The sequence below is a fragment of the Bacteroides sp. NSJ-39 genome, assembly GCF_014287315.1.
GTDB classification, from domain to species: Bacteria; Bacteroidota; Bacteroidia; order Bacteroidales; family Bacteroidaceae; genus Bacteroides; species Bacteroides finegoldii.
This window is the reverse complement of sequence record NZ_JACOOB010000014.1, coordinates 18,016-41,475: the sequence shown is the minus strand read 5'-3', so window position 1 is coordinate 41,475 and position 23,460 is coordinate 18,016. Positions and strand designations below refer to the sequence as shown.

Genomic DNA, 23,460 nt, shown 5'->3' with positions numbered 1-23,460 from the left:
ATGATTTTAAATTATAGACTTGCCATGTATTTCCAAAGCGGAGCGGCATTCAGAGACTGCATAATTTCGTTATTCTCAAGCAACGTCCTCACCTCTTCCAATGTGAACAAATGCACAGAAATATCTTCCGTAGCTTCCAAATGTTGATGATCTATCAGTTCCACATCTGTGGCGAGAAAGCAATGAGTCAAGTTGGTGTGAGTACTCGGATTAGCCGAAACTACCATATATTCCTGCCAGTTCCCATTGCCATACCCTGTTTCTTCCCACAATTCGCGCTGGGCGGATACCAGTGGCGAAACATCTTCCTTCTCGCACACACCGGCGCAAAGTTCATAACAAGTCCGTCCGATTCCAGGACGGTACTGACGAACAAAAACAAATTTACCTTCTTTGGTGATGGCAATCGTATTCACCCAATCGGGATATTCTAAGATATAATATTCGGGGATATGATTCCCATTTGGGAGCAACATATCTTCGCAACGTACAGTTAGCCAAGGGCGACGAAACAGGTACTTACTACTCACAGTTTGCCATGCTTTATTCTTTTCTTCCATGAAGTTTCATTTTTCTTCCGACAAATATAGGAATTTCCAGCGAACCACCTCACTTCGCCTGTTTATTTTCTTTTATTGCAAAAAACTTAAATATTGAAATAGTGTTCGTATCTTTGCACCGGCTAACTAATAATCTCTTTATTTTTATTACAATATGGCATTTACGAATAATATTATGATTGTCCGGCACAAATTGCTGGCAGACCTTGTAAGACTCTGGAAAAACGACCAGTTAATAGAAAAGATAGACCGGCTCCCCGTAGAACTGAGTCCCCGAAGATCGAAGCCGATGGGACGTTGCTGCATACATAAAGAACGGGCGGTATGGAGATATAAGACTTTTCCTTTGATGGGATTGGATATGACGGATGAACATGATGAAGTCGCTCCCCTCTCTGATTATGCGCGTATGGCATTGAGCCGCCCCGAGCCGAATAAGGAAAATATCATGTGTGTGATTGACGAAGCATGTTCTTCCTGTGTCCAAATCAACTATGAGATTACCAATCTTTGTCGCGGATGCGTAGCCCGCAGTTGCTATATGAACTGCCCCAAAGACGCTATACGCTTCAAAAAGAACGGTCAGGCGATGATTGACCATGACACTTGCGTCAGTTGCGGTATTTGCCATAAGAGTTGTCCTTATCATGCCATTGTGTATATCCCCGTGCCATGTGAGGAGTCTTGTCCGGTAAAAGCGATCAGCAAAGACGAACATGGCATAGAGCATATCGATGAAAGTAAATGTATCTATTGTGGTAAGTGCCTGAACGCTTGTCCATTTGGTGCAATCTTTGAGATTTCACAGACATTCGATGTCTTGCAGCATATCCGTAAAGGAGAAAAGCTGGTTGCCATCGTTGCACCGTCCATTCTCGGGCAGTTCAACACAACCATAGAAAAGGTATATGGAGCATTTAAGGAAATAGGATTCGCTGATGTCATTGAGGTTGCTGAAGGTGCCATGCAGACTACCAGCAACGAAGCTCACGAGTTATTGGAGAAGTTGGAAGAGGGACAGAAATTCATGACCACTTCTTGTTGTCCTTCCTACATAGAGTTAGTCGAAAAACATATTCCGGGAATGAAGCCATACGTATCTTCCACCGGTTCACCCATGTATTATGCCGCACGGATCGCCAAAGAAAAACACCCGGACGCAAAAATCGTATTCGTCGGCCCCTGTATAGCCAAGCGTAAAGAAGTCCGACGAGACGAAGCGGTAGACTACATTCTGACATTTGAGGAAATAGGTTCTATTCTTGATGGATTCGATATCCAACTGGAACAAATGCAGGAATTTTCCATTTTGCACACTTCCGTCCGCGAAGCACACGGGTTTGCCCAAGCAGGCGGCGTGATGGGGGCTGTCAAGGCTTACTTGAAAGAAGAAGCGGAGAAAATCAACGCGATACAAGTATCGGACATCAATAAGAAGAATATCGCTCTGTTACGCGCTTGCGCCAAGACGGGAAAAGCTGCCGGACAATTCATCGAAGTGATGGCTTGCGAAGGCGGATGTATCACCGGTCCAAGTACGCATAACGATATTGTTTCAGGACGTCGCCAACTGGTACAAGAGCTTCTCAAACGCAAAGAGAGCTATGAAACAATGGATCGATAGGCTACGGCGGGAAAGAACACTCCGACCGGAAGAGTTCCGGCAACTGTTGACTGAATGTGACGCAGAGCTGCTGCGTCACATCAACAAACAGGCGCAGGAAGTCAGTCTCCTTCATTTTGGAAACAAGATTTATATCCGTGGACTGATTGAAATCAGTAATTGCTGCCGGAACAACTGCTATTACTGCGGCATTCGTAAAGGTAATCCAAACATCGAGCGTTATCGTCTGACGCAGGAAAGCATATTGGACTGTTGCAAACAGGGATATGAGTCAGGTTTCCGTACTTTCGTCCTGCAAGGTGGAGAAGATCCCGTCCTGACGGATGATAAGATAGAGAGGATAGTCACAAACATCCGGCAAGAATACCCGGACTGTGCCATTACATTATCACTCGGAGAGAAGTCCCGCAATACGTATGAACGTTTTTTCAAAGCAGGCGCCAACCGTTATCTGCTACGCCACGAAACTTACAACGAGGCACACTACCAACAGCTGCATCCGGCGGAGATGTCCGGCAAGCGGCGTTTGCAATGTCTGCAAGATTTAAAAGACATCGGTTACCAGACAGGAACCGGAATTATGGTCGGCAGTCCCGGACAGACAGTGGAAGATATTGTCGAAGATATCTTATTTATAGAACGGCTCCGTCCGGAAATGATCGGCATAGGTCCTTTCCTGCCGCATCATGATACCCCTTTTGCCCAATGCCCAAGTGGAACAGTGGCACAGACAGTTCTCCTATTATCCATCTTCCGCCTGATGCATCCATCTGCATTGATTCCGGCAACAACGGCTTTAGCGACTCTTGCCTCCGACGGAAGAGAACGGGGAATATTGGCAGGCGCCAATGTAGTAATGCCTAACCTCTCTCCGCGCGAGGAACGGAAGAAATATGAGTTATATAATGACAAAGCTTCACTCGGAGCGGAATCTGCCGAAGGCTTGATTGCCCTACAAAAACAGCTGAATGCCATCGGCTACGAGATTTCCACCGAAAGAGGGGACTTTATACAGTACACCACAGATTACACGGATTTTCACAGATTAAGAATGAACCGGAATAAATCTGTGAAAATCCGTGTAATCTGTGGTGAAAATGAAAAAAGAGAAAATATATGATATACCAAAAAGATTCATCAAAAGCAGAAGAGTTTATCCACCACGAAGAAATTCTGGATACGCTGGAATACGCTAAAAACAATAAAGACAACCGTGCACTTATCGAGCAGCTGATTGAAAAGGCCTCCCATTGTAAAGGATTGAGCCATCGCGAAGCAGCCCTGTTGCTGGAATGCAACCAGCCCGACCTTATAGAACGCATATTTCATCTTGCTAAAGAAATCAAGCAAAAATTCTATGGTAACCGCATCGTGATGTTCGCACCGCTCTATCTGTCGAACTATTGCGTAAACGGTTGTACATATTGCCCGTATCACGCCAAGAACAAGACAATTGCCCGCAAGAAACTGACACAGGAAGAGATTCGCCGGGAAGTGATCGCCTTACAGGACATGGGACACAAGCGTCTTGCTCTTGAAGCCGGAGAACATCCATCACTGAATCCGATAGAATATATCCTGGAGTCCATAAAGACAATTTATAGCATTCAGCATAAGAACGGTGCCATCCGCCGGGTGAATGTCAACATCGCTGCTACTACGGTAGAAAATTACCGTAAACTGAAAGAAGCGGGTATCGGTACCTACATTCTATTTCAGGAAACTTATCACAAGGAAAACTACGAAACCCTCCACCCTACCGGACCGAAAAGTAACTATGCTTACCATACGGAAGCAATGGACCGTGCAATGGAAGGAGGTATTGATGATGTGGGGATTGGAGTTCTTTTCGGTCTGAATACTTATCGGTATGATTTTGTAGGATTGTTAATGCATACCGAACATCTGGAAGCTAAGTTCGGTGTAGGACCACATACCATCAGCGTCCCCCGAATCTGTTCGGCAGATGATATTGACGCCGGAGACTTTCCCAATGCCATCTCAGATGAAATATTCAGCAAGATTGTGGCTGTGATTCGGATTGCCGTTCCTTATACGGGAATGATTATTTCCACCCGTGAATCACAGGAATCCCGTAAAAAAGTTCTCGAACTGGGTATCTCGCAAATCAGTGGCGGCTCACGTACCAGTGTAGGCGGTTATGCCGAAACAGAATTACCCGAAAACAACTCCGCTCAATTTGATGTCAGCGATACACGGACATTGGACGAAGTGGTCAACTGGCTACTCGAACTAGGCTATATTCCTAGTTTTTGCACTGCCTGCTACCGGGAAGGACGAACGGGAGACCGCTTCATGTCATTAGTCAAATCCGGTCAGATAGCAAATTGCTGCGGGCCGAACGCTCTGATGACCTTGAAAGAGTATCTGGAAGACTATGCCTCCGAAGATACCCGTCGGAAAGGATTGGAGCTGATTTCCAAAGAAACGGAACGAATTCCCAATCCCAAAATCAGAGAAATAGCTATCCGTAACTTAAAAGAAATTTCCAACGGTAAAAGAGATTTTCGCTTATGAGCCTGACAGATACTCCAAATGCCAACAGACTTCATATAGCCCTTTTCGGCAGACGGAACAGTGGTAAATCTTCTCTTGTCAATGCATTGACGGGACAGGATACCGTCCTCGTTTCAGATACTCCGGGAACGACTACCGATCTTGTATCCAAAGCTATGGAAATGCAAGGTATTGGTCCGTGTTTGTTTATAGATACTCCGGGGTTCGATGATGAGGGAGAGCTGGGAGAGCTGCGTGTCAGCCGGACTTTAAAAGCTATTGAGAAAACGGATATTGCATTGCTGCTATGTGGGGATACTACCTTTTCTCATGAAAAAGAGATGCTAGCACTATTGAAAGAGAAGAATATCCCTGTCATTCCGGTATTGAATAAAATAGATATAAGAGAGAACAGTGATAGCTTAGCTACATACATTGAGAAAGAATGTAAAATACGTCCATTGCTCGTCAGTGCAAAAGAAGAGATAGGAATCGAGCAAATCCGGCAGGCAATTCTTGAAAAACTGCCTTCGGATTTCGGTCAGCAAAGCATTACCGGAGAGCTTACCGCAGAGAATGATCTTGTTCTTCTCGTCATGCCGCAGGATATCCAAGCTCCCAAAGGCAGACTTATCCTGCCGCAAGTGCAGACAATCCGTGAATTGCTAGACAAGAAATGCCTTGTTGTGAGTTGCACTACCGACAAGTTGACAGAGACATTACAAGCTCTCGCCCGTCCTCCGAAACTAATCATCACCGACTCGCAAGTTTTCAAAGCTGTTTATGAACAGAAACCGAAAGAAAGCAAACTGACCTCTTTTTCGGTACTTTTTGCCGGTTATAAGGGAGACATTCATTACTATGTAGAAAGCGCCACCGTCATTGAAAGCCTGACGGAGGATTCACGCGTATTGATTGCGGAGGCTTGCACCCATGCTCCCCTTACCGAAGATATAGGAAGAGTGAAACTTCCCCGCCTATTACGCAAACGAATTGGCGAAAAGTTACAGATCGACATTGTAGGCGGAACGGATTTCCCTCAGGATCTCATGCCTTACGACTTGATTATCCATTGCGGAGCATGTATGTTCAACCGCAAATATGTGCTAAGCCGCATCGAACGTGCACGGGAGCAGCACATCCCCATGACAAATTATGGAGTGGCTATCGCCTACCTCAACGGAATACTTGACCAAATAGAATATTAAACAGTACACACGAAAAGAAAAAATAAGGTGCCGCTGATTGTGAAGTCAACGACACCTTATTTATTTTATATTCCTACTATCTCTTATCTTATAGCGGCAATCAATTCTTCCGCCGAAACAAGATTCTGTTCTCCTGTCTCCATATTCTTCAGCATTGCTTTGCCTTCGTTCATTTCATTCTCACCGACAATAGCTACAAACGGAATATTCTTTGCATTGGCATAGCTCATCTGCTTCTTCATCTTAGCCGTATCGGGGAAAATCTCCGCACGGATACCTGCAGCACGTACTTTCGATAAAATGCCCATAGAGAACGCGGCTTCCTTCTCACCAAAGTTAATAAACAGAAGTTCGGTTCCATTCACAGCTTCTTTAGGATAAAGGTCGAGTTGGTTCAGCACATCAAAGATACGGTCTGCACCAAAGGAAATACCGACACCTGATACTCCTGCCATGCCGAATACACCGGTCAAGTTGTCATAGCGACCACCACCTGTGATACTGCCGATCTGCACATCCAATGCTTTTACTTCAAAAATAGCACCGGTATAATAATTCAGTCCGCGAGCTAATGTCAGGTCAAGTTCGATTTCATTCTTCAATCCCATTGTCTCTAAAGTATTCAGAATAAATTCGCTCTCTTCTACCCCTTTCAATCCTACTTCGCTGGCTGCCAACACATTTTTCAGCGTCGCCAACTTTTCCGCATTCGTTCCGCTAAGGAGAATGATCGGTTGTAGCTTGGCAATAGCCTCATCACTGATACCTTTCTCTTTCAGTTCGGCATTTACATTGTCCAAACCGATTTTATCCAACTTATCTATGGCAACAGTGATATCGACAATCTTATCCGATTCACCGATAATCTCGGCAATACCGGAAAGAATCTTGCGGTTATTGATTTTAATGCACACACGGATGTTGAAACGGCTGAATACAGTATCGACAATCTGCATCAATTCGACTTCGTTCAGCAAGGAATCACTTCCCACCACGTCTGCATCACACTGATAAAACTCGCGATAACGTCCTTTCTGCGGACGGTCGGCACGCCATACCGGCTGTATCTGATAACGCTTGAAAGGGAAAGTGATTTCGTCACGGTGCATCACTACATAACGTGCAAAAGGTACTGTCAAGTCATAACGCAATCCTTTCTCACAGAACTTACTTGCCAGCTTAGCGGCATTACGGCCCAATAATTCTTCGTCTGTGATTCCTGAGAAGTAATCACCCGAATTCTGAATCTTAAAAAGGAGTTTATCACCTTCGTCACCGTACTTTCCCATCAACGTAGAAAGCATCTCCATCGCAGGAGTTTCTATCTGCTGAAAACCATACAGATGGTATACGTCACGAATTGTATTGAATATATAATTACGCTTCGCCATTTCTACCGGCGAGAAGTCACGAGTTCCTTTAGGAATACTTGGTTTTGCTGCCATGATATTGCTGTTTATAATTTTAATTGCGCAAATTTACTGCAAATTTCCGAGCAATGCTTACATATATACGAAAAAATCCTCTATAGTCTTCGGAAAGACTTAGTCTCTTCTACCCATGAAAATCATGATATAGTAAACCAACGTAGCCAATGAACTCAATGCAGCAACTACATAGGTATAAGCAGCAGAACGAAGAGCATCTTCAGCTTGTGCATGATTGTACGAGTTAGTAATGCCGGATGAACTCAACCATACCAATGCACGTTTACTTGCATTGATTTCCACTGGCAACGTGATAAAACTGAACAATGTAGTCATAGCAAACAAAATAATACCTGCCAGCAATAACTGCGGAAATGTGTTCACCAACAAGATACCACCCAGCAATACCCATGTCATAATGGAAGAGGCAAAGTTAACTACCGGAACCAACGCACTACGCATCTTCAAAGGAGCATACATACGCGCATGCTGCACGGCATGACCACATTCATGAGCCGCTACGGCAGCCGCCATTATACTATTACTTTCGTACACTCCTTCACTCAGATTCACCGTTTTGTTAGTCGGATTATAGTGATCGGTCAACTGACCCGGCGTATGCGTCACCTGTACATCATAAATTCCATTGTCATGCAACATCTTGATAGCTACGTCGCGTCCTGTCATTCCATTTCCTGTAGGAATCTTAGAATACTTTTTGAATTTGCTCTGCAAATTCATTTGTACCAGCCAACTTACTACGGCTATTCCTATAAATAATACCCAATAAGACATATTCATTTCATTTTAATTATTACTCTATATCTCCATATACAAATTGTTTGCCAAAAATAAGGGGAAACTATCAATGTCAGAATAGTTTCCCCTTGCTTTTATGAAGAATTAGCTAAAAATTAGTCAATTATTATTCTTCAGTATAGCGTTCGATAGTTTGTGCTCTGTCCGGTCCTACAGATACAATCTTGATTTGTACCCCCAACTGCTCCTCCAGGAAAGTCAGATAAGCATTGAATTCTTCCGGGAATTCATCTTCGCTCTGCATCTTAGTCATATCTGTCTTCCAACCGGGAAGTTCTGCATATACAGGTTCCACGCCTTCTGTGATATCGTACGGGAAATAGTCGATTTCCTCACCATTTACCTTGTAAGCTACACAAGCCTTGATGGTATCGAAAGTATCGAGCACATCGCTCTTCATCATAATCAACTTAGTAACTCCGTTTACCATTACAGAATATTTCAATGCTACCAAGTCAATCCATCCGCAACGACGCTTACGGCCGGTCACAGCACCAAACTCATGTCCCAATGCGCCAATCTTGTCGCCTGTCTCATCAAACAACTCCGAAGGGAACGGACCTGCACCTACACGTGTACAATATGCTTTGAAGATACCATATACCTCCCCGATACGGTTAGGAGCTACGCCCAAGCCTGTACAAGCACCTGCACAAACCGTATTAGAAGAAGTTACGAACGGATATGAACCGAAGTCAATGTCAAGCATAGTACCTTGGGCACCTTCACAAAGTACGCTCTTACCATCCTTCAACAAATTGTTTATTTCATGTTCACTATCTACGAAATGGAATTGTTTCAGATATTCAATACCTTCCAGCCAAGTCTTTTCCAGCTCCGTCAAGTCATATTCATAATTCAGACTTTTCAGAATCTGTTCGTGACGGGCTTTCGCTGCGGCATATTTCTGTTCGAAATTATGAAGGATATCTCCAACACGAACACCGTTACGACTAACTTTATCTGTATATGTAGGACCAATACCCTTACCGGTAGTTCCTACTTTGGCATCCCCTTTGGCAGCTTCATAGGCAGCGTCAAGGATACGATGTGTCGGAAGAATCAAGTGAGCCTTCTTTGAAATATGCAAACGTTCTTTCAACGGATGACCGGATGCTTCAAGAGCCTCAGCCTCTGCCTTGAACAGCGCCGGGTCAAGTACCACACCATTGCCGATGATGTTTACCTTATTTCCCTGAAAAATACCGGAAGGAATAGAGCGAAGTACATACTTCTGTCCTTCAAACTCAAGTGTGTGACCGGCATTCGGGCCGCCCTGAAAACGAGCAACCACATCGTACTTAGGTGTTAAAACGTCGACTACTTTTCCTTTACCTTCGTCGCCCCATTGTAATCCTAATAGAACATCTACTTTCATCTTTCTTTTTTATTGTTGTTATTGACTTTTTTCCGTTTGTTGGCTCTGTCGCACTTGCTGCATATCCCATATATATATAAGGAATAATGCGAAAGCTGGAAGCGGCTTAATTTCGTATTTTCAATGGCATGCTGCAATTCCTCATTCTGAAACTCAGTCACTTTACCGCATTGCGTACATATCTGGTGATGATGCGTTTCACGATTGTATGATTTTTCGTATTGGGAAGAAGTACCGAACTGATGCTTAATGACCAGCCGTGCATTGATAAGAAGAATAATGGTATTGTAAAGAGTAGCCCGACTCACCCGGAAATTCTCCTGATCCATCATTCGTGAATAAAGCATGTCGATATCGAAATGACCGTCGATAGAATAAATTGTATCGAGTATGGCGTAGCGTTCAGGAGTCTTACGATGCCCGTTCGCAGTGAGATATTCAGTGAATATCTGCCTTACTGTATCTTTCACGTTTTGAGTTTCCATCATCAGCCAAAATTAGCGCGAACAAAGTTAAGCCTTTTTTGCGGAACGCAAAAGGATTTTAATAAATTATCAATTTGCTCCTATGCCAATATACCAATTAAAAGTACACAGGCTTATTATTCCATCTCCGCCTTTACCATATTATAAAGCATTTGCTCTCCTTCCATATTGGAATCGGCCATTCCTTCTACCAACCGACATACCCGGAAAGCATTCTCTTCGTTGTGCTGCATATATTTACGAATCACCAGCAAAGCAGCATTGCGTACATGATAACTTTCGGAGTGAACGGCGCAAATAGCCTGGTCAAGCAACTCACCGGCAGCCCGTTCAGTCATATCTCCCTTTTTCATCAGAAGCCGGGCAGCAGTCAGGAACCCACAAGTCTGTATATATTCCCGTTCATCGGCTATCCAGTGGAAAGACTTGGCAGGGGCATACGGCAGATTCTGAAAAAGATTCATACACGTCAGTTCCGCAATCTCTATATTCCGGATATCCTCTACCCAAATATCGGCTATCTCAGGATAAAAAGTATCAATCGGCTGCAACAGTCCGGCCAATATTTTACATTCGCGGATATCCTCTTTCCACAAGGCCTGCGCCAAGTCGTGATTCTTCTCGTAATTCCCTGCGATCATTTTGATACGGGGCAGTTCGACACCAAAATTCAATTTGTATACCAACCCCTTTTCACGCATACTTTGGGACACAGCCCCGTTCATTGAGAGACGGAGCTGTGTCTTGATATCTTTCAGTTGTTCTTTAATATCCATTTCAGATTAGTTGTTTACCGAAGGCAACGGAGAGTTTTCGGTGCTGTAACGCAACATCTGTTCTGCATAACCTTCGTCGTATGATACGGTGACATCCGTAATGTTACCGTTTTCATCCGTCACCAGTTCATATTTAGGATTCACAAAACCTTTGTAAGGAGCCAGATTCAACTTCTTATAGCGTTCCAGTATCTCAGCATGCAGAGTCGGATCTACTTTCACCGCATAATTCTCTACCAATGAACGGGCACCTTCAAAATCACCGGTCGACTTGATACGTTGGATCTCAGCCAATAACTCACCGAAAAGTTCGCGTACCTTCGGATAATCGTTGATGACCACATACGTCTTTCCATCCTTCTTCACCAATTCCACGACTTTATCGGCAGCTCCTTTCTCATAGACCCAACGGGCTATTAACTGACGGTTACGCATGTGAGCTTCCTCCACATTGTTTCCCGGTTCGATACGTACCAACTGAGTCATCAGACCATTCATCAGATACGTGTAATATTGAGCTTTATAAGCTTCCGGAGAGGAAAGAAGTTTCAGTTCCACCAATTTCGAATCAGCCACATAGTACAATCCGAACAAGTCGGCACGGGCTTCCTCAATCGTAGAGCCGTAAGCCTTCAACGCATCAGGATCTACTCCCGGAAGCAACTTCCCGGAACCATGTCCCAGACACTCATGCAAATCCGTGTGAAGTTCGTCCGTCAGATCGGAATAAGCGTCGATCAACTGTCTTTCCGTATCGCTATAAACGAATTCCTCATTAAACCCGTTTCCATGAGCCGCCTTATTGTAAGCGTCCGTAATGTTACCGATAGTCACCGATTTAGAACCGTGATGCGCACGAATCCAGTTAGCATTCGGAAGATTGATACCGATAGCAGTTGACGGATAGAGATCACCGGCAAGGATAGCGGCGGTAATCACCTTAGCCGACACACCCTTCACTTCATCTTTCTTGAAAGACCTGTCCACCGGAGAATGATCCTCGAACCATTGAGCATTGCTGCTGATAATTTCCGTACGGCGAGTAGCTTCCAGATCTTTGAAGTTGACCAAAGATTCCCAGCTCGCTTTCATGCCTAGCGGATCTCCATAACTTTCTGTAAATCCATTCACAAAATCAATTCGCGAGTCAAGGTCTTTCACCCAAAGAATAGCATATTCATCAAAATCTTTCAGGCTACCGGTCTCATAGAACTGAATCAGTTGGGCAATCACAGCTTTCTGTGCATCATTCTCAGCCACCGCTTCCGCTTTCTTCAGCCAATACACAATCTTCTCAATAGCCTGTGTATAAAGCCCGCCGACTTTCCATACTTTCTCCTGCAACTTTCCATTCTCTTTTACCAGACGGCTATTCAAGCCATAAGAAATGGGAGTCTCATCTTTCGGATCCTTCATCGCTCCGTAGAAAGCCTCCGCTTCCTGTTGCGTCACCCCATCGTAATAGTTACAAGCCGAAGTCAGCACAAGATCCTCACCATCCGCCTGATTCACCCGTTTCGGCATAATAGCCGGATCAAAGATCACGGGGAATAACTCATCACAAAGCTGTTCGGCAGTCTGCCCCTCTGCAAGCGGAAGCTGCTTGGCGTCGAGGGCAAGCACAGCTTGTTTCAAAAAGTCCTGTGAGAAATTCGGTACAAATTTCTCCGAGCCATAATGATGGTGAATACCATTGGAGAACCATACTCTTTTCAAGTAAATCTCCATGTTCTTAAAGTCAGAAGTTGCCTTATCCCCCTGATAATTCGTATATACCGCTTCGAGCATCCGACGGATTCTCAAATTATATTTTCCATTCTGGTCGAACAGAATATCCCTTCCTTCCAAAGCAGCCTGTGTCAGGTAATAAATCAGTTCTTTCTGTTTCAGCGTCAGTTCCTCGAATCCGGGAACCTTGTAACGCAAAATCTGTAAATCAGCAAATTGTTCCACTGTGTAATCAAATTTTTCTGCATCAGCAGTTGTTGTTTTACTTCCTCCGCACGATGTCAAAAGCGTGGCGGCAATAGTCATTGAAATAAGATGTTTCTTCATAATGCTAGTGTTGATCAATTAAAATGAGAAAAGGAATTATCTCCAAACATTTTCATTTAGAGGTAATTCCTTTTGGCTAATTCCGGAACACGCTATTACTTTTTGCTTTCCAAATGTTTCTTGCGGTATCCGTTAGGAGTCTCACCTATATTCTTGTAAAATGCGGCATAAAAAGATTGACGATTTGCGAAACCAACCATGGCACTAATTTCTTCCACATTCTTGTCGGCATAACGTTTGTCAGTCAATAAATGCAAAGCATCTTTCACTCTGTATTCATTCAACAAACAAGAATAATTCATACCGAAACGCGAGTTCACTACTGCAGAAAGGTAACGAGTATTCGTCTTCAATTCTTTCGCCAAGTCTTTTGCTGAATAATCAGGATCCTTGTACTTTTTCTGTACGACTATGATATTCAAGATCTTGTCATACAACTCATCTGCCAATTCCGGTCTGATTAACGACCTATATGCAGCCTTCTTTTCTTTCTTCTCCCTCAAATTGTAAGGGCGTTTTTTCGGAGTTTCTTCCGATGTTTTGTTCTCTAAATCACTCATTGAATTAACTGGTTAGGGTTTGTTCATTTGTTAGTAGGTTGCATACTTGCAACGTTACATGTTACAAATGTCTTACTTTTTTTTTAAACACACAATTATTTTGTGCGTTTTTTTCCGAATAAACAATCAAAAGCCTTGAAAAAGAGGGATTAAGCTCGAATAATAAGAAACTTTAACCTTTTTATATTTCATATCGGAAACAGAAATCACTCATTATCATAATTGACGAATAAAAACGTACCTTTGCAGCAAGTTTAAATTAACGTCCAATGAGAGATACTCTAAAAACATATTTCGGATACGACAGTTTCCGTCCGCTACAAGAAGAAATCATCCGGCATATTCTAGATAAACAGGATGCACTGGTTCTAATGCCCACAGGTGGAGGAAAATCCATCTGTTATCAATTGCCCGCTTTGCTCAGCGAAGGTACTGCTATCGTGGTTTCTCCGCTTATCTCACTCATGAAAGATCAGGTGGAAGCGTTACAGGCAAACGGCATTGCCGCCGGAGCTCTGAATAGCAGTAATGACGAAACGGAAAATGCCAATTTACGGCGTTCCTGCGTTGCGGGGAAGCTGAAACTGCTTTATATTTCTCCTGAAAAGTTGTTGGCGGAAAAAGACTACCTGCTACGGGATATGAACATTTCTCTATTTGCCATAGACGAAGCTCATTGTATCTCTCAATGGGGACACGATTTTCGTCCGGAGTATACACAGATGGGAGTCCTCCATCAACAATTCCCACAAGTGCCCATCATCGCTTTAACTGCCACTGCGGATAAAATCACCCGCGAAGATATCATCCGTCAGCTACATCTTATCCGACCTCGTACGTTTATTTCTTCTTTCGACCGCCCCAACATCAGCCTAACAGTCAAACGGGGATTTCAGGCGAAAGAAAAAAATAAAGCCATCATAGAATTCATCCAACGCCATGGAAAAGAAAGCGGAATTATCTACTGCATGAGCCGTAACAAGACAGAAACTGTAGCCCAAATGCTGCTAAAGCAAGGTATCCGTTGTGGGGTCTATCATGCCGGTTTATCCGCACAGCAACGTGACGAGACACAAAATGATTTCATCAACGACCGCATTCAGGTAGTGTGTGCCACCATCGCTTTCGGTATGGGAATCGACAAATCAAATGTACGCTGGGTGATTCACTATAATCTGCCCAAAAGTATAGAAAGCTTTTATCAGGAAATCGGACGTGCCGGACGGGATGGCCTGCCCAGCGATACTGTATTGTTTTATTCATTAGGCGACCTGATACTACTGACCAAATTTGCATCGGAAAGTAGCCAACAAAAGATCAATCTCGAGAAACTTCAACGAATGCAACAATATGCGGAAGCTGACATCTGCCGGAGACGCATCTTATTGAGCTATTTCGGAGAGACAGCCACAGAGGACTGCGGAAATTGTGATGTCTGCAAGAATCCCCCCCAGCGTTTTGATGGGACAGTCATTGTACAAAAAGCACTAAGCGCCATTGCACGTGCGGAACAACAGATCGGGACAGGGCTTCTGATCGACATTCTGCGGGGAAGCTATTCGGCAGAGGTGACAGCGAAAGGGTACCAAGAACTCAAGACATTCGGTGTCGGACGTGATATTCCCCCTCGCGATTGGCAAGATTACCTTCTCCAGATGTTGCAACTCGGCTATTTTGAAATAGCTTATAACGAGAACAACCATCTGAAAATCACGCCCAGCGGAAGTGACATTCTTTTTGGGAGAGCAAAAGCCACATTGGCAGTTATCCGTCACGAAGAGACCGCTACACGAAAAGGGAAAAAGAAGAAAGTAGTGGTAGCCAAAGAACTTCCTTTCGGCCTGGCAGGCGGCGAAAGCGAAGATTTATTCGAAGCACTGCGCGGATTAAGAAAACAATTAGCTGACCAGGAAGGTCTGCCCGCCTATATTGTATTGTCGGACAAAGTATTACATCTGCTCAGCATTTCACGACCTACCACCATTGAAGATTTCGGATCTATCAGCGGTATCGGAGAATATAAGAAGAAAAAGTATGGTAAAGATTTCGTCAACCTAATCCGGCAGTTCACCTGACATCCGACTCCAAATCCAGTAAAGCCTTTTTTGTCGGCAGCCTACCCGCATAACCGGTCAAAGCACAGTTACCGTCAATCACACGATGACAGGGAATAAGTATTGAAATGGTTATCTACATTGTTTCAACTGCTCGTGTAAATCGGCAGGAGGTACTCCCAGCGAAATGGCTTTCTCAAAGTCCGATTTTGCCAATGCCTTTTTTTTCTGTACCAGATAGATATTTCCACGCAACAAATAAGCATCAGCCGACGAGGTATCCAACCGGATCGCTTCCTCCAAATCAACCAGCGCCAAATCTTCATGTTTCATGTCACGCTCCACATCGGCACGGGCTATATACAGTGTCGCATCCTCAGGATATTCCACAATCATCTTATTCAGAATGGCAAGAGCTTCACGGAACTTTCCTTCTTTCTGTTCCAGCGTAGCCAATCCCAGCCGACCGCTATAACTCTGCGGGTCAAGTTCCAATAAACGATTATAATCAATACGGGCAGCCGGATAATCCCTGCGGAGTACATAAATATACGCACGCATCAATAAGGCTTCCTTATTTTGCTTATCCCCGTCAAGCACCTGGCAATAATCAGTATAAGCGCGATCTGTCTTTCCCATTTCCATATAGATGGCGGCACGGTCCAACAAAATAGGAACTGCCAATGGAGCAAAGTTCAAGGCAAAAGAATAAGATTCGAGTGCCTTATCAAACTCTCCCAAACGACGTTGTACCAATCCCAGATTGGAAAAAAGCAACGCATTCTTCGCATTTTTCGGTTCCAGTTTCAAAGCACGAAGCAAAAGTTCTTCCGCTTGTGGAAGACTGTCTTTTTCGATACAGTCAATAGCCCTTTCGGACAATTGCTGATAAGTTTGCGCATACAAGGCAACCGGGAAACAGAAAAATAAAGCAATAATCGTTCTTACCATGGTTCAGATCTTTTTAGTATTTATAAATCAAAATCAGTCCAACGGATATGCGTCAAATGCAAACAATTCCGTTGACAAATAACGCTCTCCCGTATCAGGTAACAACGCCACTATCTTTTTGTTTTTAAATTCCGGACGCTGTGCTAGTTGACGGGCTGCATACACAGCTGCTCCCGAAGAAATTCCGGTCAACAAGCCTTCCGTTGCCGATAGCTCACGTCCTGCACGAATCGCTTCATCATCAGGCACACCGATAACTTCGTCTATCATAGAAGCATCATAAAGTTTAGGAATAAAATTGGCTCCGATTCCCTGAATACGGTGTGGAGCCGCCTGTCCACCTTCCAATACAGGAGACGCAGCCGGTTCTACCGCTACGATATAAATATCGGGATTATGTTTCTTTAAAGCACGGGCTACACCGCAAACCGTTCCTCCGGTGCCGACTCCGGCAACAAAAACGTCTACTTCACCATCTGTATCCCGCCAGATTTCTTCTCCTGTCGTACGCTCATGCGCCGCCGCATTGGCTGGATTCTCAAATTGTTGCAGAATCACCGAACCGGGAATACTGTCTCGCAATTCCTCAGCCTTTGCAATGGAAGCCGCCATTCCGCCCAAGCCGTCTGTCAGAACGATTTCCGCACCGAGTGCTTTCAACAGGTTACGCCGTTCCAGACTCATCGTCTCAGGCATTGTCAATATCAGGTGATATCCTTTGATGGTAGCGACCATTGCCAGTCCGACACCTGTATTTCCGCTTGTCGGTTCGATTATCGTTGCGCCGGGCTTCAATACCCCACGTGCCTCCGCATCTTCAATCATCGAAAGAGCCACCCTGTCTTTCACACTTCCCGCCGGATTAAAGGCCTCCAGTTTGGCAATAATATTTTGTTCCAGACCATACTTACCACAATAACCGGAAAGCTCCATCAGAGGAGTATTCCCCACTAAATCTATTAGTTTCTTCGCAATCTTAGCCATTTCATTACTTAATTTTTGTCACACACACGACAAAGATATGGAAAAAAAGAGATGTTTTATATTACATCATGAGAAAGATAACGAAAAGTATACTAACTTTGTATCCGTTCAATTATTTTAAATTTACACATTATGAAAAAGAGAATTATCCAATTTCTCACGACATACTTTTTATTTGTCCTCTTGTTTGTTCTTCAAAAGCCGGTCTTCATGGTCTACTACCATGATTTATACGCCGATGTTTCTTTCGGTGATTATTTTAGTGTCATGTGGCACGGCTTACCTTTGGATTTATCACTCGCAGGTTACCTCACCGCCATTCCCGGCCTGATACTTATCGCTTCCGCCTGGACGGATTCGTCTATACTCCGCCGCATCCGGCAAGTCTATTTCGGATTGATAGCATTTGTCATGGCATGTATCTTTATTGTCGATCTCGGGCTATACGGTTTCTGGGGATTCCGTCTTGACGCCACCCCCATTTTCTATTTCTTCTCCTCACCCAAAGATGCTATCGCAAGCGTCAGTTTCTGGTTCGTTTTATTGGGAATATTAGCAATGTTGGTCTATGCGGCTGTTTTATATTCTATCTTTTATATCGTACTGATCCGTGAAAGAAAACCTTTAAAGATACCCTATCGCCGACAAAATGTTTCATTCGCGCTATTATTGCTCACCGCCGCACTTTTCATCCCCATTCGTGGCGGGTTCACCGTATCGACCATGAATCTGAGTAAAGTCTATTACAGCCAGGATCAGCGAATGAATCATGCCGCCATCAATCCGGCATTCAGTTTCATGTATTCTGCTACCCATCAGAATAATTTTGAGAAACAATATCGGTTCATGGACCCTCAAAAGGCCGACGAATTGTTTGCGGAAATGGTAGACAAACCTGCCGTAACTGCCGACAGTATTTCCCAATTATTAAATACACAACGCCCGAATATTATCTTTATTATTCTCGAAAGTTTCTCCACACACCTGATGGAAACTTTCGGCGGACATCCGAACGTAGCTGTCAATATGGATAAATTCGCCAAAGAAGGCATATTATTCAGCAATTTTTACGCTAGCAGCTTCCGTACCGATCGTGGGCTGGCTTCCATCATCAGTGGTTATCCCGGACAGCCAAGCACCAGCATTATGAAATATCCCGAAAAGACGGACAAACTTCCTTCTATTCCACGAAGTTTGAGAAATGCGGGATACAGTCTGGAATATTATTACGGAGGGGACGCCGACTTTACGAATATGCGTTCTTATCTGGTATCCTCCGGCATTGAGAGAATTGTATGCGATAAGGATTTTCCATTGTCCGAACGTACCGGAAAATGGGGAGCGCAGGACCATGTATTATTCCAACGTCTGATGAAAGACATCAAGGAGGAAAAACAGCAAGAACCTTTTCTTAAACTCGTGCAAACCTCAAGCAGTCATGAACCTTTTGAAGTTCCGTTCCACAGACTGGACGATAAAATACTCAATGCTTTTGCCTATGCGGACAGTTGCGTGGGAGATTTCGTAGAACAATATAAGGAGACGCAGCTTTGGAAAAACACCCTATTTGTACTTGTTCCCGATCATCAGGGAGCTTATCCGTATCCGATAGAGAATCCGTTGGACGGGCAGACCATCCCGTTAATCTTGCTTGGCGGAGCAATCAAAGAGCCTCGTGTAATAGATACGTATGCTTCACAAATTGACATTGCCGCCACCTTGCTCGCACAGCTGGGGGTGCCACACGATGACTTTACATTCAGCAAAAACATACTGAACCCGTCATCTCCGCATTTCGGATATTTTACCCGACCGAACTTCTTCGGCATGGTTACTCCCGAAAACCAGTTGGTATATAACCTGGATGCAAATACCGTACAACTTGACGAAGGTCCAGAGAAAGGTGCCAATCTGGAGAAGGGAAAAGCTTTCCTCCAAAAGCTCTACGATGACCTAGCCAAACGATAAAGCCGGAGAACAATTGAATAATCACAGTAAAAATATAAAAACAGAACCAGATGGTACATACTGACATCATCCAATATCTTTCGGAGATAGATACAAATGTTTTCCTATATTTCAATGGTATCCACTCTCCCTTTTGGGACTATTTCATGACTTCCTTTACAGGAAAAATAATTTGGGTACCGATGTACGCCACCATCCTATACATATTACTAAAGAACTTCCATTGGAAAGCCGCTCTGTGTTATGTAGCCGCTATTGCACTTATCATCACCTTCGCCGACCAGATGTGCAGCAGTATCATCCGTCCGGTCGTGGCACGCCTGCGCCCTTCCAATCCGGAAAGTCCCATTGTAGATATGGTATATATCGTCAACAATTATCGTGGCGGGAGCTACGGTTTCCCGTCGTGTCATGCAGCCAATTCATTCGGTCTTGCCATGTACGTGGTCTTCATGTTCCGCAAACGCTGGCTAAGCATTTTCATTATCGTATGGGCCCTCTTCAATTGTTACACACGCGTATATCTAGGGGTACATTATCCGGGTGATTTGCTTGTCGGAGGAATTATCGGCGGATTCGGCGGATGGCTGTTCGCTACCATTGCCCATAAAGCAACCATCTATCTGGAACCTTCTACCCGTATGAAGAGAAAAGAACTCAAACAATGGTCAGTCACTATTTATGTAGGATTACTGACCGTACTCGGAATCATTATCTATTCCACTATTAAAAGCTGGTAGAACACAACGACACTATTTCAAACTGGGAAGTAAAAGCCTGACACCGTTTCCGATGCCAGGCTTTTACTTTTCATCCGGATTCGTCAAGCTTTCTTGATATAATCAACAATCCACTGTCCTACTTCTTTCGTTCCGTATTTAGCACCGTCAGCCACCTGGATTTCCGGTGTACGTACATTCTCATCCAAAGAAGCGTCTACTGCTTTACGAATCAGCGCACCCTCTTCTTTGCAATCGAAATACTCAAACAACATAGCTACGGAAAGAATTTGTGCCAACGGATTAGCAATATTCAATCCTTTAGCCTGCGGCCATGAACCGTGAATAGGTTCAAACACCGGAGTGCTCTCGCCTGTGGAAGCAGAAGGAAGCAAGCCCATAGAACCACTAATTACAGAACCTTCGTCAGTCAGAATATCACCGAAGGTGTTTTCCGTTACCATCACATCGAAGAAAGCAGGTTCCTGAATCATTTTCATTGCAGCATTGTCCACAAACATATAGTCTGTTGTCACTTCCGGATAGTTCGGAGCCATTTCCTGTGCAATCTGACGCCACAGACGGGAAGAAGCCAACACGTTTGCCTTATCTACCACCGTCAGGTGTTTTCTACGCTTCATCGCATATTCAAAAGCCACTTTCAAGATACGTTCGATTTCCGGACGAGTATAATAGTTGGTATCATACGCTTTGTCATTATCCTGATATTTTTCACCGAAATACATACCTCCGGTCAACTCACGGATACAGATAAAATCTGCGTTCTCTACCAGTTCCGCACGCAACGGAGATTTGTGAATCAGGCATTTGAATGTCTGCACCGGACGGATATTAGCGAAAAGTCCCAATTTCTTACGCATCGCCAACAAACCTTGTTCCGGACGTACCTTAGCAGTAGGGTCGTTATCAAATTTCGGATCGCCTACGGCAGAGAATAAAACAGCATCCGCATCTTTACAAACCTGATAGGTTGCTTCCGGAAACGGATCGCCTACTTTATCAATCGCATCAGCTCCACAGATTGCATATTCGTAACTTACTTTGTGGCCAAACTTCTCGCAAACGGCACTCATCACATCTACACCTTGCACAGAGATCTCCGGTCCGATGCCGTCGCCTGCTAATACAGCAATTTTAAAATCCATAATCGTTTATTCTTCTATTTATATATTCTTATAAAAAACATTCTTTGGGCAAGTTATCTCTCACTTGCTCTTCTCATATTCATCTTCGATGAGGTTCAACATCTTCATAGTAGCTTTGATGGCAGCTTCCGTCTGATCGGCATCAAGTCCGCGAGTACGGAACACCTGCTCGTCATAACTCCATGTGATTACTGTCTGCACAAATGCATCCGTACGCCCACCGGGAGGGATTGTCACTGCATAATTGGTCAGCATCGGGAATTTGCGTCCCAATGTCACCTTATATATCTTACGCAATGCACGAACAAAAGCATCATACTGGCCATCACCGCCTGAACTCTCTTCGTACTCTTTTCCGTTGATTTCTATCTTCAACGTAGCCATCGGTTTCAATCCATGAGCCAGATTCACAAAATAGCTCTTCAGTTTGACCTTCTCACCAATCGCTCCATGCTTCAACACATCAGAAACGATGTACGGCAAATCTTCCTGTGTCACCAATTCTTTCTTGTCACCCAGTTCGATGATACGCTCCGTCACCTTGCGCATAGCATCTTCATCCAGTTCCAATCCGAGGTCTTCGAGATTTTTGCGGATATTGGCTTTGCCACTTGTCTTGCCCAACGCATATTCACGTTTACGACCAAAGCGCTCGGGAAGCAAATCATTACAGTAAAGATTATTTTTGTTATCGCCGTCGGCATGCACACCTGCCACTTGCGTAAAGACATTCTCACCTACAATCGGTTTGTTGGCAGGTATCATAATACCCGAATAAGACTCCACTACCCGGCTGACATCATTCAAACGGCTCTCGTCGATATTGGTCGCCGCATTGAAATGATCTTTCAGGATGGCTTGCACACTTGCGAGGGGAGCATTTCCTGCTCGTTCGCCCAGTCCGTTGATGGTGGTATGCAGTCCTTTTACACCGCTTAATACGGCTGCAAGAACGTTGCTCACTGCCAAATCATAGTCATTGTGCGCATGGAAATCGAGATGAGTATTCGGATAACGTTTCTTCATCTTCCGCATATACTCTATCACTTGCAAGGGATTCAAGATACCCAACGTGTCAGGCAACATATAACGCTTGACACTCGTCTCTTGCAATCCATCCATCAACTGGAATACATATTCAGGAGAATCTTTGATACCGTTACTCCAATCTTCCAGATAAACATTGACGGTTATATCCTGTTCGTCGGCATAATGCACCACATTAATGATATCTGCCAGATGTTCTTCCGGTGTCTTTTTCAGTTGTTGCGTACAATGCTTCAGTGAACCTTTGCAAAGAAGATTAATCACACGGCAACCGGTACGCTGAATCCAATCGACAGAAGTATGCCCGTCAACAAAGCCGAGCACTTCCACTTTATGGAGCAGATTGCGACGGGCCGCCCAGTCGCAAATCATCTTCACGGCTTCAAACTCACCGTCCGACACACGCGCCGAAGCAACCTCCACCCGGTCTACCTTCAAATCTTCTAACAGCAAACGGGCGATCATTAGTTTCTCATGAGGCACGAAAGATACTCCGCTGGTTTGTTCACCATCACGGAGCGTTGTGTCCATGATTTCTATTTTCACGCCTTCTTTTCCCATTCTTCTATTTTATCTTTATTGCTTAACAAGAAATCGATATCGTCCAATCCGTTCATCAAACAAAGTTTCTTGTAAGCATTGATTTCAAAATGTTCACTTTTACCTGTCGCCTTGTTGGTGATGGTCTGTTCGGGAAGATTCACTTCCACTTCCATCTTCGGGTCTGCTTCTATCGAATCGAACAATTCTTGCAGAAACTCCTCGGTTACAACCACCGGAAGCACAAAGTTGTTCAACTCATTATTCTTATGAATATCGGCAAAAAAACTGGATACCACCACACGGAAACCATAGCCGGCAATTGCCCAGGCTGCGTGTTCACGGCTGGAACCCGAACCGAAGTTCTTACCTGCCACCAATATCTGTCCGCTGTAAGTAGGGTTGTTCAACACAAACTCCTTGTTCAGGGCACCATCTGCATTGTAACGCCAGTCACGGAAAAGGTTATCACCGAAGAATTTTTCTTCACGAGTGGTTGCTTTCAAGAAACGTGCCGGAATAATCTGGTCAGTATCTACGTTTTCTAAAGGAAGAGGTACACAAGTACTTGTGATTATATTAAATTTTGTCTTAGCCATCGCCTTATTTATGAATTATAAAT

The 23,460-nt window shown here is 44.2% G+C and carries 20 protein-coding genes and 1 pseudogene; 7 read left to right on the top strand and 14 right to left on the bottom strand.

The features are described 5' to 3' along the window. Positions 1-11: 11 nt before the first annotated feature. The gene (locus tag H8S63_RS14910; RefSeq protein WP_007748539.1) at positions 12-560 is read right to left on the bottom strand and encodes an NUDIX hydrolase; all 549 of its coding nucleotides are present in this window, start codon (positions 558-560) and stop codon (positions 12-14) included. Between the two features lie 154 nt (positions 561-714). Here H8S63_RS14910 and H8S63_RS14905 point away from each other — a divergent pair, with 154 nt between their 5' ends. From H8S63_RS14905 to hydF, 4 genes are read left to right on the top strand one after another with little or no spacing between them, the layout of a single operon-like run. Next, positions 715-2,184 (top strand): 4Fe-4S dicluster domain-containing protein, encoded by a 1,470-nt coding sequence (locus tag H8S63_RS14905; RefSeq protein WP_007748547.1) that lies wholly within the window; start codon positions 715-717, stop codon positions 2,182-2,184. Beyond that, positions 2,165-3,304, top strand: coding sequence for a [FeFe] hydrogenase H-cluster radical SAM maturase HydE (gene hydE, locus H8S63_RS14900; RefSeq protein WP_186927236.1), 1,140 nt, complete (start codon positions 2,165-2,167; stop codon positions 3,302-3,304). Before H8S63_RS14905 ends, hydE begins: the two co-directional genes overlap by 20 nt. Then, on the top strand, positions 3,301-4,722 hold the full coding sequence (gene hydG / locus H8S63_RS14895; protein WP_186927235.1) for a [FeFe] hydrogenase H-cluster radical SAM maturase HydG: 1,422 nt from the start codon (positions 3,301-3,303) through the stop codon (positions 4,720-4,722). Before hydE ends, hydG begins: the two co-directional genes overlap by 4 nt. Continuing rightward, positions 4,719-5,909 carry a [FeFe] hydrogenase H-cluster maturation GTPase HydF gene (gene hydF / locus H8S63_RS14890; protein ID WP_186927234.1) on the top strand — a complete coding sequence of 397 codons (1,191 nt, stop codon included), beginning with the start codon at positions 4,719-4,721 and terminating at the stop codon, positions 5,907-5,909. Before hydG ends, hydF begins: the two co-directional genes overlap by 4 nt. A gap of 83 nt (positions 5,910-5,992) precedes the next feature. On the opposite strand, the gene hisS is transcribed toward hydF, so the two are convergent. The 7 genes from hisS to H8S63_RS14855 all read right to left on the bottom strand — a co-directional run bounded on the left by hisS (position 5,993) and on the right by H8S63_RS14855 (position 13,409). After that, on the bottom strand, positions 5,993-7,354 hold the full coding sequence (hisS, locus tag H8S63_RS14885) for a histidine--tRNA ligase (protein WP_186927233.1): 1,362 nt from the start codon (positions 7,352-7,354) through the stop codon (positions 5,993-5,995). A gap of 99 nt (positions 7,355-7,453) precedes the next feature. Next, complete coding sequence (locus H8S63_RS14880; RefSeq protein ID WP_022275614.1) at positions 7,454-8,131, bottom strand: zinc metallopeptidase; 678 nt, start codon at positions 8,129-8,131, stop codon at positions 7,454-7,456. Positions 8,132-8,261: 130 nt separating this feature from the next. Further along, positions 8,262-9,533, bottom strand: coding sequence for an adenylosuccinate synthase (locus H8S63_RS14875; protein WP_186927232.1), 1,272 nt, complete (start codon positions 9,531-9,533; stop codon positions 8,262-8,264). Further along, a complete protein-coding gene (locus tag H8S63_RS14870; RefSeq protein WP_007758474.1) occupies positions 9,530-10,018 on the bottom strand; it encodes a Fur family transcriptional regulator in 489 nt (162 codons plus the stop codon). The genes H8S63_RS14875 and H8S63_RS14870 overlap by 4 nt, the downstream gene beginning before the upstream one ends. A 116-nt stretch (positions 10,019-10,134) precedes the next feature. Continuing rightward, entirely contained in the window at positions 10,135-10,794 is a 660-nt protein-coding gene (locus H8S63_RS14865) for a DNA alkylation repair protein (RefSeq protein WP_007748568.1), read from the bottom strand. Between the two features lie 6 nt (positions 10,795-10,800). Continuing rightward, positions 10,801-12,849, bottom strand: a complete 2,049-nt coding sequence (locus tag H8S63_RS14860) for a dihydrofolate reductase (RefSeq protein ID WP_186927231.1) — start codon at positions 12,847-12,849, stop codon at positions 10,801-10,803. A 95-nt stretch (positions 12,850-12,944) separates the two neighbouring features. After that, a complete protein-coding gene (locus H8S63_RS14855; protein ID WP_007748573.1) occupies positions 12,945-13,409 on the bottom strand; it encodes an AraC family transcriptional regulator in 465 nt (154 codons plus the stop codon). 269 nt (positions 13,410-13,678) lie between these two features. Here H8S63_RS14855 and recQ point away from each other — a divergent pair, with 269 nt between their 5' ends. Continuing rightward, positions 13,679-15,484: a DNA helicase RecQ gene (gene recQ, locus H8S63_RS14850; protein ID WP_186927230.1), complete on the top strand. Its 1,806-nt coding sequence runs from the start codon at positions 13,679-13,681 to the stop codon at positions 15,482-15,484. Here recQ and H8S63_RS14845 read toward each other — a convergent pair. The 3 genes and pseudogenes from H8S63_RS14845 to cysK all read right to left on the bottom strand — a co-directional run. Beyond that, a pseudogene (locus tag H8S63_RS14845) lies at positions 15,477-15,593 on the bottom strand (MGMT family protein); the annotation flags it as partial. The gene recQ and the pseudogene H8S63_RS14845 sit on opposite strands and share 8 nt — an antisense overlap. A 2-nt stretch (positions 15,594-15,595) precedes the next feature. Continuing rightward, positions 15,596-16,414 carry a lipopolysaccharide assembly protein LapB gene (locus H8S63_RS14840; RefSeq protein ID WP_186927229.1) on the bottom strand — a complete coding sequence of 273 codons (819 nt, stop codon included), beginning with the start codon at positions 16,412-16,414 and terminating at the stop codon, positions 15,596-15,598. Between the two features lie 33 nt (positions 16,415-16,447). Then, positions 16,448-17,398, bottom strand: a complete 951-nt coding sequence (gene cysK / locus H8S63_RS14835) for a cysteine synthase A (protein WP_186927228.1) — start codon at positions 17,396-17,398, stop codon at positions 16,448-16,450. A gap of 132 nt (positions 17,399-17,530) precedes the next feature. On the opposite strand from cysK, the gene H8S63_RS14830 reads away from it, so the two are divergent. Beyond that, positions 17,531-19,366, top strand: coding sequence for an LTA synthase family protein (locus H8S63_RS14830; protein ID WP_186927227.1), 1,836 nt, complete (start codon positions 17,531-17,533; stop codon positions 19,364-19,366). A gap of 50 nt (positions 19,367-19,416) precedes the next feature. After that, on the top strand, positions 19,417-20,106 hold the full coding sequence (locus tag H8S63_RS14825) for a phosphatase PAP2 family protein (RefSeq protein ID WP_186927226.1): 690 nt from the start codon (positions 19,417-19,419) through the stop codon (positions 20,104-20,106). 83 nt (positions 20,107-20,189) lie between these two features. Here the strand turns inward: H8S63_RS14825 and leuB are convergent, their stop codons facing one another. From leuB to leuD, 3 genes are read right to left on the bottom strand one after another with little or no spacing between them, the layout of a single operon-like run. Continuing rightward, complete coding sequence (gene leuB, locus H8S63_RS14820; protein ID WP_004311790.1) at positions 20,190-21,251, bottom strand: 3-isopropylmalate dehydrogenase; 1,062 nt, start codon at positions 21,249-21,251, stop codon at positions 20,190-20,192. A 60-nt stretch (positions 21,252-21,311) separates the two neighbouring features. Next, a complete protein-coding gene (locus H8S63_RS14815) occupies positions 21,312-22,859 on the bottom strand; it encodes an alpha-isopropylmalate synthase regulatory domain-containing protein (RefSeq protein WP_004315473.1) in 1,548 nt (515 codons plus the stop codon). Beyond that, positions 22,841-23,437 carry a 3-isopropylmalate dehydratase small subunit gene (leuD, locus tag H8S63_RS14810; protein WP_186927225.1) on the bottom strand — a complete coding sequence of 199 codons (597 nt, stop codon included), beginning with the start codon at positions 23,435-23,437 and terminating at the stop codon, positions 22,841-22,843. The genes H8S63_RS14815 and leuD overlap by 19 nt, the downstream gene beginning before the upstream one ends. Between the last annotated feature and the right edge of the window lie 23 nt (positions 23,438-23,460).